Genomic DNA, 14,349 nt, shown 5'->3' with positions numbered 1-14,349 from the left:
GATGTATATTCTGAAGGCAACTCAATACCAAATATTTGTTCTTTTAACCTTTTGCTAGCAGTTTCTTAATGTTGCTGAGATAAGTTGAGGTTGCTGAATATGAATTAATACTAGTAAAAATTGTAGTTTGTTTGAATAATAAATAGTTTTTTTGATAATGATATTGGAATTGTCAATGTGACTTGATTGTATTGGCAAATTATTACTGAACATCAGCTTTTCAAGCGATTTTCAAACAATACGAAATAAATTGAAGGAGACGTTGTTAATGGCTTTGATACAGGGCGATATTGCTTTTACCTCTTTCAATACTGATGAAGATGGCTGGTCTATTGTCACATTTGTAGATATAGATCCGAATACAACTATTTATTTCAGTGATGGCACAGCTTCGAGTCCAACCGCCATTGGTAGCACTGACTATGGTCAGTATACTGGTTTCCGTAGTGGACAAGCCAGTTTTGTCAGCAATAAAGCGTTTGTTAACAATAGTGCTAATTGGACAATTGATGTCGGAGGTAACGGGGCGACGGTAATTCCTAACACCACAAACTTTGCGATCGCTAGTGAAAATCCTACAGTCAATTTATCCGTCAACTCTAACTCAGGAACTGAAGCAGAAACAACTTCCCAAAATATTACGATTACCAACAAGAACTCCAGCATTTTGCAGAAAGTTGGTGGCTTCACCAGTACTAATGGAGCCGAAATATCCGCCTTTGATCCTAGAAGCGATCGCTTATTTGTCGTTGCTGACTTCTGCGCTGCCAGCAATACGGTTGTGGTATTTGCTTCACTTACTGCAAACTTTGGCACATCAGAGGAAATTTAAGTACTAGCAAACAACAGATACTCGGTTTGTTTTTGTTTAATGCAGATTTAATAGAACTTCCGCAAAATATCTCTCAAATTCCGATTTCTTGGTACACTTTGCGCCTCTGCGGTTCCTTATTCCACCTCCCAATTTTCAAAGCAGTCTCATGTCTGGAATCTATCTCACAATTAAACATGGTAACTACTAATACAATTCGTTTTTCCCAGTTCAATGCTTCCCTAAATCGGAACGCTGAAGGTCAATTAGTCAGTGATTTGTCTACTCCTGACAATGCTCAAGCAAAGGCAGTTGCAGAAATCATTCAGCGTAATAACCCGGATGTGTTGCTAATTAACGAGTTTGACTATTCACCGGAGGCAGTTCAACTATTGCGGCAAAATTACCTAGCCCTCAGCCAGAATGGTACAACACCCGTTGACTACCCTTACTTCTACATCGCTCCTTCCAATACAGGTATTGCCTCTGGGTTGGACTTAAATAACGACGGTACAGCGGTTACAAGCCCAGGTACAGCTGGATACGGTGATGATGCTTTCGGATTTGGGAATTTTCCTGGTCAATACGGGATATTGCTGCTATCCAAATATCCTATCGACACTGCTAACATCCGCAGCTTCCAAAACTTCCTTTGGAAGGATATGCCCAATGCTTTGCTTCCTGATGAGCCGACAACACCACAGCCAAATGATTGGTATTCTGAGGAGGAATTGGCAGTTCTACGCCTTTCTTCTAAAAGTCACTGGGATGTACCCATCCAGGTAAACGGCGAAACAATTCACATCCTCGCCAGCCACCCCACGCCCCCAACCTTTGATGGCGCGGAAGACCGCAACGGTAAGCGTAATCACGACGAGATCCGCTTTTGGGCAGACTACATAACCCCTGGTAATGCTAATTACATTTATGATGACGAGGGTAAAACAGGTGGTATTGATACTGGGTCAAGCTTTGTGATTGTGGGTGACCAAAATGCTGATCCTTTGGATGGTGATAGTTTTGATAACGCTATTCGCCAACTCTTGCAAAATTCCAATATCAATACTAATGTCGTCCCTACCAGTTTAGGTGGTCTCCAACAAGCAGATTTGCAGGGTGGTGCAAACACTAACCAAAAAGGTAATCCTAGCTTTGACACCGCAGACTTTGCTGATAATACTCCCGGAAACCTGCAGACTGACTATGTGCTACCTTCAAGTGACCTAACAATTGCTGACTCAGGAGTATTTTGGCCTCTAAATACTGATCCAACATTTTCCCCAGTAGGTACTTTTCCGTTCCCTAGTTCTGACCATCGTCTAGTATTTGCAGATGTGCAAACTGGGACAACCGAACCAGGTAAAACCATTCCTAATATTGGATTTGTGGAGCAGAGTACTTTTACCACAGGCTTTATTCCTGCTGGCGTGGCGGGAACTGTCAATGGAACACCGACTGCACTAGGGGGACTATCTGGTGTCACCTACGATGCAGTTAACAACCGCTACTATGCAATCTCAGATGATCGCTCCCAAGTTGCCCCTGCCCGTTTTTATACCTTCACTGCTACCGATTCCGGGGTGATTTTTACTAATGTTACAACCCTAAAAGATATCAATGGCAACTTTTTTGCAACCAACAGCCTCGACCCAGAAGGTATTGCTTTAACTAACGATGGTACTGTTTTCATCTCTTCTGAAGGCGAAGTCAACCCTGCTACTGGTCGCGTTACCAATCCTTTTATTAAAGAGTTTTCGCTGACTACGGGGCAAGAAGTAGCATCGCTACCTATCCCTAGAAAATTCTTGCCAGTAGTAGAAGATACCAACAGCAACGGCATTGTCGATGCAGATGACACGCAGACATCAGGTGTTTATAATAATTTAGCCTTTGAAAGCCTCACCATCACATCCGATGAGAAAACTCTATTTACCGCCACTGAAAACGCGCTGTCCCAAGACGGATTAAAGGCTTCGCTCACTAGTGGCAGCCCTTCCCGGATTCTGCAATACAATCTGGTTACTGGACAACCAGAAAAAGAATACCTCTACATTACTGATGCAATTGCCCAACCGCCTAACCCTAGCACAGGCTCCGCTGACAATGGTTTAGCAGATTTATTAGCAATAGATAATCGTGGCACATTACTAGCGTTAGAACGTTCTTTTGCACAAGGTGTAGGTAATACGATCAAAATCTATGAAGTTTCTTTGCAAGGTGCAACTGACATTAGCTTTTACGATTCTCTCAACAATCTGAGTACTGAACAACTAGCTACTATCAAACCCGCTCAAAAACGTCTGCTGTTGAATTTAAATGACTTAAACCTGCCTAACGGTACAGATAACATCGAAGGTATTACCTTTGGCCCCAAACTAGCAGATGGTAGCCAGTCGATTGTGCTGGTAAGTGATAACAACTTCAACCAAAGCCAATTTACCCAAATCCTCACTTTGAATGCAGACTTAGTTCCAACTGCTGCACCCAGAGTAGAAACTCGTCCCGATTTATTGGACGATGAAACCCTACCAGTGGATCAACGTGCTGATGCTGACGATCCTGCTATCTATGTAAACGCGACAAATTCTGCCGAGAGCCTAGTATTAACCTCAGTCAAAAATGCTGGATTGCGAGTTTATGACTTGTCTGGTAATTTGTTACAAACAGTTAATCCTGGTGGCATTCGCTACAATAACATTGACCTGCAATACGGTTTTAAATTAGGCAATCAATCTGTTGATATTGCCGTAGCTAGCGATCGCCAAAATGATAAACTAGCAATCTTCAAAATTAACCCCAACCCCACCACTTCCGGTCAGTATTTGGAAGATATCACCGATAGCAATATTGGTACTATTTTCCAAGGATTGCCTTTTGAACCTCCTTATTCTGCATCCACTCGTAGTTCTTACGGACTTGCCCTATACCGTAGCCCCGTAACTAATGATTACTATGTCTTTACCAGTCGCCGACAAACTGGAGATATAGCTCAGTTCAAGCTAATTGACAAAGGTAATGGCAAAATCGGTGCTGAACTGGTGCGGGAGTTCACCATCCCCTCGCCCACCGCAGCTGAGCGTTCTCCTCAAACAGAGGGTATGGTGGTTGACCAAGAAACCGGCTTTCTCTACATAGCCCAAGAAGATGTGGGCATCTGGAAATTCAACGCAGAACCAGATAGTGGCACAACAGACAAGTTGATTGACCGCGTTCGTTTTGAAGGTGGTTCTCACCTCACCGATGACGCTGAAGGGTTGACCATTTACTACGGCAAAAACGGTACAGGCTACCTGCTAGCATCCAGCCAAGGCGATAGTACCTTTGTTGCCTACACTCGTGAAGGTAATAACGAATACGTGGGTAACTTTGCCATTGGTAACAATGGATCAATTGATAGCGTCCAAGAGTCAGATGGTGCTGATGTCATTAACGTGCCACTGGGGCCTAACTTCCCATTTGGTTTATTTATCACTCAAGACGGCTCCAATCAACCTGCCAAGACCATTGATGGTGAAAACGTCAGTTCTAACTTTAAGCTGGTGCCTTGGGAAAATATTGCCAATTCTTTCCCTAATTCTTTAAATATCGACACTACTAGTTACGATCCTCGCAATCCTGTCGCTCAACCCAAGCTGACCATCTATGAGTTTGAAAATCTACCCAAACTAGGCACAACCTCTGAAAATCAAGATATTTTCTTGGGTGGTTTTTCTGGGTTATATTTCCAAGGGTTTGCAGCAAATGGCAACCTGAAATTTGTCACCAATACAGATCGTGGCCCCAACGGAGAACCTGATGGTGTCAAAAGACCATTTTTATTACCCGACTTCCAACCAGAAATAGTCAGCTTTGAACTCAACCGCACCACAGGTGAAATCAGCATTACCAAAAGAACAGAACTATTGCGCCAAAATGGAACAACCCCATTAACGGGACTTCCTAACTTGCAAGCTGTAGGAAACGGTTTAGCCTACACAGATGAAATTGCCGTTGACTTAGACAACAATGTTCTAGCTAACGATCCTTTGGGTGCTGACTTAGAGGGAATTGTAGTTGCAGAAAATGGAGATTACTGGTTGGTGGATGAGTACCGTCCGGCAATTTACCACTTTGATGTTAATGGTAAGCTGATTGACCGCTTTATCCCTCAAGGAACTGCCACAGCACCCAACCCGGATCAACCAGCTGGAACTTTTGGCATTGAGGTATTGCCAGCAGTTTATGCCCAACGCCGCAATAACCGAGGATTTGAAGCTGTCGCACTAGAAGGTAATAAATTATATGCCTTTATTCAGAGTGCGATCGATAATCCAGATGTCGCCAATGACGCGACTTCCAAAAGTTCTCTCAACTTACGAATTCTAGAGTTTGATATTGTCACCAAGCAAGTAACAGGAGAGTATTTATATCGCCTAGAAGGTCTACCGGGAACTGATAAGATTGGCGATGCAGTTTCTTTGGGTAACGGCAAATTTGCAATAGTTGAGCGAGACGACAATGCTACATCTGCTGGCAATAAATTAATTTACCAAATTGATTTAGCTGGGGCGACCAACATCAACAACCCTGCTAACTTTAACTTGCCAGTTGGTAAAACTATTGAACAACTGACCTCTGCGGAGTTAGCTACTGCCAATATTATCCCTGTCACCAAAAGTCTAATCGCTAATGCTGCTCAGTTGGGTTACACCGGGGTGGAAAAGTTAGAAGGTCTAGCATTGGTAGCACCCAACACCCTAGCCTTGATTAACGACAATGACTTCAATATTACGGGTAATACGGCTGCTGAAAAACTCGGTATTCTTGAACTACCTAATAATCTGACAACTGTAGAGCCTACTTTCCCAAACGGTTTTGGTTCTAGTAACAGCGATACTGTCAATCTTGAGCCAGGACAATTCTTTAGTGCAGGTGACGGAGCAGACTTTGTAGAAGGTGCTGAAGGTAACACAATCCTGGCTGGAAACGGTGATGACACAGTGCTTGCAGGCAGTAACTCTTCAGTTTCCGGGGAAGATGGTAACGATCGCATATTTATTGGTCAAAATGACTCAGTTCAAAATACCAGTGCTGATGGTGGCAATGGTGATGATGTTATTAGCGTGGTGGAAGCCAGTGGTAGCAATAATTTGTTTGGAGCAGCAGGTGATGATAATCTCACAGTAATTGAAGGTACTCGTCAATCATTATTCGGTGGCTCAGGTAACGATATCCTCACGAGTAACGGTAGCAATAACCGTCTCTACGGTGGTTCTGGCGATGACAAACTCTTCTCTAATGTCAATGACTCCCTGTTTGGTGGCGATGATGATGATGTGTTATTTGCTAGTCAACAGGGTGGAAATCGCCTCAGTGGTGGTACTGGTGCCGATCAATTCTGGATTGCTAACGCCAGTCTACCAACTAGCAAGAACATTGTGACTGATTTTGCGATCGGCATTGATCAAATCGGGCTTGGCGGTGTTGGTATCGCTCAATTTAGTGCTTTAACACTGTTGCAACAGGGTAGTGACACCTTAGTGAAAACCGGAAATACCGAGTTAGCTTCATTACTGGGAATTAGAGCAAATATTCTCACAGCAAATGACTTCGTTTTCTTTGGCAGTATTGTCGCTTAATTTGTTCGCCTTGTTACAGCTTTATTACACAACCAAAGTTAATAAAGCTGTACTCCATTTTTATTGTAAAAGCAATTAAAGATAAATAAATTATTATTTGACAAAACTGACAATAAATGCATCGCTTTAATATATAAAAACAACTTTTTCTCATTAAAAATACGTATAAGTTTGTTAATCGCATATTAGGTGCAAGATTACAATACAAGATTTCTTAACCAGCCCACAATTTTTTCACAACATTGGCTATGTATGTTAATTAATATGCAATTTTCATAGTTACTTTTGATACCAAAACGCTCTAGTGAGATATCAATTGTAGTGGTGGTTGACATTTAATAGTTCAGACTCAACAAGCTTACAAGTCAATTACATCTTTGAAGCCTAAAACTATTAGTTTTTACTCACCATATTACTTTTTTGATTCCACTGGAGCGAAGACCATCTCAACAATTAAACACAGGGAGATTTTCTTTCATGGCTAAGAACGTCATCATTATGATTGGGGATGGTATGGGTTGGGAAATGGCTCGTGCTGCATCCATCTATAAAGAGATTCAAAATGGTAAGACAGGTGCTAATCTAAACGATTTTTATACACAAGGTAAGGGTCAAGGACTCAACTTCCAAACACTCCAAGGCTACGGTTTGGCAACCACTTATGGGACAACGATCGCTGATAGTAATGGAGTTTTTGGTAATGGTAATTCCGCTCTTGACGGTACTAATCCGATCACAGGAGAAAGCCCGGTTCGCCCTGGTTTCACCTTTGATCCAACTTTTAACCCAGGTAATACCCCAACAGGTGGTGCAAAAGTCAGTGATGGTGTTGTTGGAAATCTAGTAGGTTATGACCCTACCAGAGGTGGTGTTAATCCTTGGACTCCTGGTAACGATCCTGAATATATTAAGTACAGCTATCCTGACTCTGCAAACACCGCTACAACTCTGTACACTGGTGTCAAGAGCTACAACAACGCTGTTGGCGTTGATATTTTTGAGAATCCTCTAGAATCAATTCTCAAAACTGCAAACGAAGTTGGTAAATCTACTGGTTTGGTAACTTCAGTTCCCATTGACCACGCCACACCTGCTGCTGCTGCTGCCAACGTTAACCGTCGCAGCAAGTATGATGCTGACTATCCGGCATTAGACAACATCCTGCAACAGCAACTCCGTGTCTATCAACCGACGGTATTACTTGGTGGTGGACACCCTCTTTCAGCTCCTGGAGACTTACTACCAAACGGGGTTGAGCCGAATACGAGCAATGAATATATTAGTCAATCTACTTACACAGAACTTAGCACTAAACCAACTAATAACATCTACGATTACACCTTTTTGGAGCGGGGTGAAAATGCTGCACAGAAACTAGCTCAAACGGCGGCGACAATCGATCCAGAAAAAGGCGATCGCCTCTTCGGTCTATACGGTGCGCGTGGTCAAAATGGTAACTTACCTGTAAGTTCTGCCAACGGCGACTACAGCACTACTGGTTTAGATATGTTCAGCGTTTTCACTAACCAAGGTGATAGCGCCAAAGTGGACACCACACGTCCACTGCTTCCCGGAGAGACGGATGCATCTTTCATTGCCAAAGAGGTTAACGAAAACCCAACCCTCAATGACTTGACAAACGCTGCATTAGATGTGTTGGGTAAAGACCCCGATGGTTTCTGGTTGATGGTTGAGGGTGGCGATATCGATTGGTCTGCCCATGATAACAACATGGACAATTTGATCGGCACCACGTTAGACTTCGATAAGGCAGTTGGATCTACGATTGACTGGATCGAAAAAAATGGTGGTTGGGAAGAAAACCAACTTATCGTTACAGCTGACCACGATCACTACCTGACTCTTGATGGTGACTTTCCGACTTTAGTAAAAAATCAAGGTGCTGAAGCATTAACCAATTTGGATACCCCAGCAGAAGTTGGACACTACTGGGGGTCAGATCCCACTGTCAAGTATGGTTGGGGAACTCACACTAACCGTCCGGTACCTGTTTACTACCAAGGTGCTGGTTCTGAAGTGTTAAACAGCTTGATAGGTAAAGGTTATAACGCCTACGGTTCTGATATTCCAGGAATTGCGGGTTTAAACGATCAAACCCACATCTACCAAACGATGTTTGCCTCAATAGTACCAAAAGTTGAGTTAGTGGGCTTTGCCTCATTACCTGCTGATACTTTTAGTGATGGGCCTGCTTCTGGCAAAGACGTTTCAGCGAATGGTAGAACCGGGCCTTTCCCAGGACAGCCAATACAAGGCTTTAGTGGTGTTCAATTTGCTAATAACAACTCTTTCTACTTCTTGTCAGATAACGGTTACGGTAGCAAAGATAATAGTGCAGATTTTCTACTGCGGATCAATCGTCTAGACCCAAATTTTAAGGGAACAGAAAATGGAGACGGCAGCGTTAAAGTTTTAGACTATATTCAACTGTCTGACCCTAACCACAAAGTTCCTTTTGGAATTGTTAACGAAGGAACTAATGACAGATTACTAACTGGTACAGACTTTGATGTAGAGTCATTTGTCTTTGATAAAGATGGGACAATCTGGATTGGAGACGAGTTTGGCCCCTACTTGCTGCATTTTGATGCCACTGGTAAGTTATTAGAGGCTCCCATCAATACACCCGATCGCTTCAAAACTTTAGATGGAGAAGCACCATTAGTCATTGGTCATAGAGGTGCAAGTGGCTATCGTCCAGAACACACCTTAGAGTCTTACAAGCAAGCAATTGCGCGAGGCGCTGACTTTATTGAGCCTGATTTGGTAGTAACAAAAGATGGTGTGCTAATTGCTCGCCATGAGCCAGCTTTAGCAGTTTTAAATGCTGATGGCACTGTTAATTTCAACAATACAACCACAGATGTTTACAAACATCCAGAGTTTGCCGATCGCAAAAAAACAGTAAGCTTAGATGGCAACACAATTACAGGTTGGTTTGCTGAAGACTTCACCTTAGCTGAAATCAAAACTCTACGCGCAGAAGAACGTTTACCTTTCCGCGATCATTCCTTTGACGATAAATTTGAGATTCCTACTCTTACGGAAATCATCGATTTAGTTAAGCAAGTAGAAGCCGAAACAGGTAAAAAGATTGGTATCTACCCGGAAACTAAGCATCCGACCTATTTGGCCGATGAAGCTACTTATGTAGGCACGACGGAAAAAATAAACAGAAACATCAGTCAGTTACTCATTGATACGCTCAAAGCAAATAACTTTACTGACCCAAGTCAGATTTTCATCCAGTCCTTTGAAGTGAGTAACCTTAAAGAACTGCATGATCGCATTATGCCTGCGGCAGGTGTAGATATTCCACTTGTGCAACTTTTAGATGCCAGTGACATTGATATCAACGGTAAGATTATCGAAAGTCAGCCTTATGATTTGAAAGTCAGTGGTGACACTCGCACTTATGGCGACTTGCGAACTCCAGAAGGCTTGGCTGAAGTTGCCACTTATGCTGATGGCATTGGCCCTTGGAAGCGGATGATTGTTAGCGTTAAAAGCACTGATGCCAATGGCGATGGCAAAGCAGATGATGTCAATGGAGATGGGGTAGTAAATGAGGCTGATCAAACAACGTTACCTCCTACTACTTTAATTCAAGATGCTCACAATGCAGGGTTACAGGTTCACCCTTACACCTTCCGGGCGGAAGATCAATACTTAGCAGCAGATTACAAAGGTAAGCTAGAGCTAGAAATTCAGCAGTTCTATCAATTAGGAGTAGATGCACTATTTACAGACTTCCCAGATATCGGAGATAAGGTACGGGATCAACTCAGAGACAATCCTCAATATAATGTAGTGCGATCGCCACAAAACCCCGATGTACTTTCAGGAGATGCTTTTGCTAACTTGGCTGGTTCCAAAGGTTTTGAAGGCGGAGCAATCAACGCCAGCAAAACCAAGCTCTATATGCTGTTAGAAGGCACAGTCCAAGGTGATACTCCTGGTGCTTTGCGGATTAACGAATTTGACCTTGCTAGCCACAAATACAGCGAGCAGTTACATTACTACAGATTGGATAATCCGTCAAATTCCATCGGAGATTTAGCAGTCATTAATGATAATGAGTACCTTGTCATTGAACGGGATAACAATCAAGGGGCTGCGGCTAAATTTAAGAGGATCTACAAAATAGACTTGTCTAAAACAGATTCTAATGGCTATGTCGCTAAAGAAGAAGTTGCAGACTTGTTAAACATCCAAGACCCCAAAGACCTCAATGGGGACGGTAAGACTACCTTCGATTTCCCATTCCAAACTATTGAAAATATTCTGGTTGTTGACAAAAATACCATTTTGGTGGCTAATGACAACAACTATCCCTTCTCTATCGGTCGTCCTGGGAACGATCCTGAAAATCCAGTTATAGACAACAATGAGATTCTAGAACTGAAGTTAGAGAAGTCCCTTAACCTTGCTCCTGGTTTAGGTCAACCTCAAGCTAAAGAAATTAAATTTGGCTCCAATAGCAGCGATGATATTACCGTTCAACCAAATCAAACCTTATTCACAGGTGATGGAGCAGACTTTGTAAACGGTACTAAAGGTAACACAATTGTGACTGGGAATGGTGAAGACACTGTGGTGGTCGGCGGTGACTCCTCGGTGTCCACAGGGGACGATAACGATCAAGTCTTAATTGGCGCAAATAGCCCTGCTAACAACACTAATGCTGATGGTGGTGCTGGTGATGATGAAATTACCGTGGTAGAAGCTAATGGTACTAATAATTTACTTGGGGCAGCAGGTAATGATACTTTGACAGTTGTTGAAGGTTCGCGTCAATTATCCTTCGGTGGCTCGGGTAACGATACTCTCAAGAGTCAAGGTAGCAATAACCATCTCTACGGTGGTTCTGGTGATGACAAACTCTTTTCCAGTGTCAATGATTCGCTATTTGGTGGCGATGGTGATGATGTGCTATTTGCTGGACAAGGGGGTGGCGATCGCCTCAGTGGTGGTACTGGTGTCGATCAATTCTGGATTGCTAACGCCAGTCTGCCAATTAGCAAGAATATTGTGACTGATTTTGCGATCGGTATTGATAAAATCGGGCTTGGCGGTGTTGGGATCGCTCAATTTAGTGCTTTAACACTGCTGCAACAGGGTAGTGATACTATCGTGAAAACTGGAAATACAGAGTTGGCTTCCTTGCTGGGAATTACAGCAACTAGCCTTACAGCAAATGATTTCGTTTTTTCTGCGAGTATCGTTTAGCCAAAAGATGATTACAGCTTAGATTCAACCTGAGTTCATTAGTTAAGCTATAGCGATTTTGCTAATGCGGGGGAATCATATTCCCTCGCTTTTTATATCTATTAGTAATTTTGTCTTAAAAATTATTTTACTTTTTGTCCGAAATCTTAACTTGTTTATAACTTTCCTTAAACATTGAAAAACTATTTTTTGAAACAGTAACCAAAGTTAAGTTCATTTAATTGTCTGCACTAGTTTGTGTAGACACTAAGCATTTTGTCGCCAAATACTACTTAGGTCTCTGTAGCCAATAATTTTTCGCTTGGGTTGAGTGTAATTAATCGCTCATATAGACACACAATTGCTACGTAGGCGTAGCCAACCGTAGGTATCGCTCGTAGCTCATAATACTTAAGGAGTAATCGGTATGGCTGATACAAACGGCAATGGTAGAAATGTGATTATTTTTGTTGCAGATGGCTTGCGTAACGGTTCTGTAAACCCAACTGATACCCCAACTTTATATAGCATCCGTCAGCAAGGAGTTAGTTTCGCCAATAGTCATTCGCTGTTTCCCACATTTACCACCCCGAATGCTGCTGCGATCGCCACAGGACATTATCTTGGTGATACAGGTGACTTTAGTAACACTATCTACACTGGTTTTCCTAGTGCTAATGCCAATGGTAGTGTCACACCATTTATCGAAAATGATGCGGTTTTGGGGGATATCGACGAAAAGTTTCCCGGTAACAACTTTTTAGATGAAGAGTCACTTCTAGCTTACGCGCGATCGCAGGGTTTCAATACAGCAGCCGTTGGTAAATTAGGGCCTGTTGCTATCCAAGATGTCACCCAAGTTAACCGAGAAGGTGGTACTACAGGTACTATTCCTACTCCCAATACAATCATTGCCTACGGCAGGCTACGCCTACACAGTTTTTCTGCTTTCTCTGTACTCAAACTTACGGTATACTTTTTTTGCCATAATGATATGCTTTTACAGGCTTCAATTAGTTTACCTAAAATCTGTATCACCTAGCAAAGTTGGCTTGATAGACTACTAGCGTCTCTTATTGGTAAAATTGCTACTGTAGTCATGCTTCTAGCCTCAAATTGCTGCCTCAAATTATAGCTTTACGCCACATTTTACCTGATATCAAATAAATTGCGATCGCTTCTCTTCTCTACGAGAGACTGCGCTAACGAGACGCTTTAAAAGCAGGGTACGCTCGCTGTAGGCATCGTAAAAACACCATTGTCGTAGTCACTCCTAAAGTCTTGTCATGTACGTAATCTCATCAAGATAAAAAACTTTTTACTTAAAGTTTTGATAAAGTCAGCGTTTAATTACGTAGTTGAATTGATTTTATCCAACCAAGTTGGTATGATAACTTCAACCAAAAACACTAAATTGTATAAAAGCATACGCCATCAATACTGTTGAATAATTCATAAAGTTTAAACGCTCAGATCGAGACTGTTTAAGCATTAGTTAAGCTGTTCCACACTTTTTAAATCATATATGGTCGTGTTGGCTGTTGAGTGTTAACTCTTGACTGTCAACTCTCAGCAGTCAAAAAACCTCACGAGTGACTATGCAAGAAATATGTGTTTTAGCTTATCAAAAACGAGAAAGTGATTTTTTCTTTACTTATGGGCAATTAAAAAATGATGAAAAAGTATTTGCTTGCCGCTTCGCTGACTGCATTAGTTGTCAATCTTACTTTTACAAAACAGACTTTAGCAGCCACACTGGCTGCACCTCCTGAGGTGACTTTATATGCTGCTGGTAGCTTGAGGGGTGGGCTTTCGGAAGTTGCTAGTGCTTTTACCCAAGAATATGGGATTCCTGTGAAAACAGAATTTGCTTCCTCTGGTTCATTGAAAGATCGGTTGTTGGCTGGAGAAAAGGCAGATGTCTTTGCCAGTGCAGATTTAGGTAATGCCCTTGTACTAAATCAAAATAACTTAAGTGGGGAAGTCAAAACGTTTGCCAGAAATCCTATCTATGCGATCGCCACCCCTGAAGTGTCACTCACCACAGAGAATCTGCTTGATAAGTTTCTCGATACCAACGTTAAATTGGGTATTTCCAAACCTGTAAGCGATCCCTTGGGAGATTACGGAGTCGAAGTATTTCGCAAAGCTGAACAAATTAATCCAGGCAGCTTTGCCCAACTGAATGGTAAAGCTGTAATATTATCAGGAACATTGCCGCCAGAGAGGAATAGTCCGGGGGGCAGTATAGTCTACTATCTGCAAGATATCAACAAAGCAGACATCTATTTGGTCTATTACACCAGTGCTTTATCTGCCCAACAAATTTCACCAAGTTTACAGATAGTAGAATTGCCAGATAACTTAAAAACCCAAGCTGACTATGGTTTGACAGTACTTAAGGATGCGAATCCTGGAGGTTCAAAACTAGCTGATTATATCCTTTCACCAACTGGACAAAAAATACTAGCAAAGTATGGATTTAATAGTCCGAAGTCAGTTCCCGAATCTCAGGGGGTTGGTGGAATTTTACTTGCTGTGAGTGTAGCTTTTGCATTGCAGAAAAAGTTGATTGCTGCCAAACAGCAAAAAGTTCAAGTAATATCATGTCCGGATAATCGCTTACGATAGAAGTAGTGAGTGCAAAGATGACTAATGCCGAAACGAATTAGTGTAGCTACACATTTAAGT

5 protein-coding genes are annotated in these 14,349 nt (G+C 42.2%); all 5 read left to right on the top strand.

The window, feature by feature from the left end:
* The first annotated feature begins 268 nt into the window (after positions 1-268).
* The 5 genes from V7K89_RS33155 (at position 269) to V7K89_RS33135 (ending at position 14,289) form a co-directional block, all read left to right on the top strand.
* Positions 269-832 (top strand): hypothetical protein, encoded by a 564-nt coding sequence (locus V7K89_RS33155; RefSeq protein WP_335194984.1) that lies wholly within the window; start codon positions 269-271, stop codon positions 830-832.
* Positions 833-1,008: 176 nt separating this feature from the next.
* Positions 1,009-6,429 (top strand): phytase, encoded by a 5,421-nt coding sequence (locus V7K89_RS33150; protein ID WP_335194983.1) that lies wholly within the window; start codon positions 1,009-1,011, stop codon positions 6,427-6,429.
* A 477-nt stretch (positions 6,430-6,906) separates the two neighbouring features.
* Positions 6,907-11,679 carry an esterase-like activity of phytase family protein gene (locus tag V7K89_RS33145; RefSeq protein WP_335194981.1) on the top strand — a complete coding sequence of 1,591 codons (4,773 nt, stop codon included), beginning with the start codon at positions 6,907-6,909 and terminating at the stop codon, positions 11,677-11,679.
* 406 nt (positions 11,680-12,085) lie between these two features.
* Positions 12,086-12,700, top strand: a complete 615-nt coding sequence (locus V7K89_RS33140; protein WP_335194979.1) for an alkaline phosphatase family protein — start codon at positions 12,086-12,088, stop codon at positions 12,698-12,700.
* A 629-nt stretch (positions 12,701-13,329) separates the two neighbouring features.
* On the top strand, positions 13,330-14,289 hold the full coding sequence (locus V7K89_RS33135; RefSeq protein WP_335194977.1) for an extracellular solute-binding protein: 960 nt from the start codon (positions 13,330-13,332) through the stop codon (positions 14,287-14,289).
* Positions 14,290-14,349: the final 60 nt, after the last annotated feature.

The organism is Nostoc sp., from assembly GCF_036917515.1.
Taxonomy (GTDB): domain Bacteria; phylum Cyanobacteriota; class Cyanobacteriia; order Cyanobacteriales; family Nostocaceae; genus Nostoc.
This window is presented reverse-complemented; position numbering and strand designations above follow the sequence as displayed.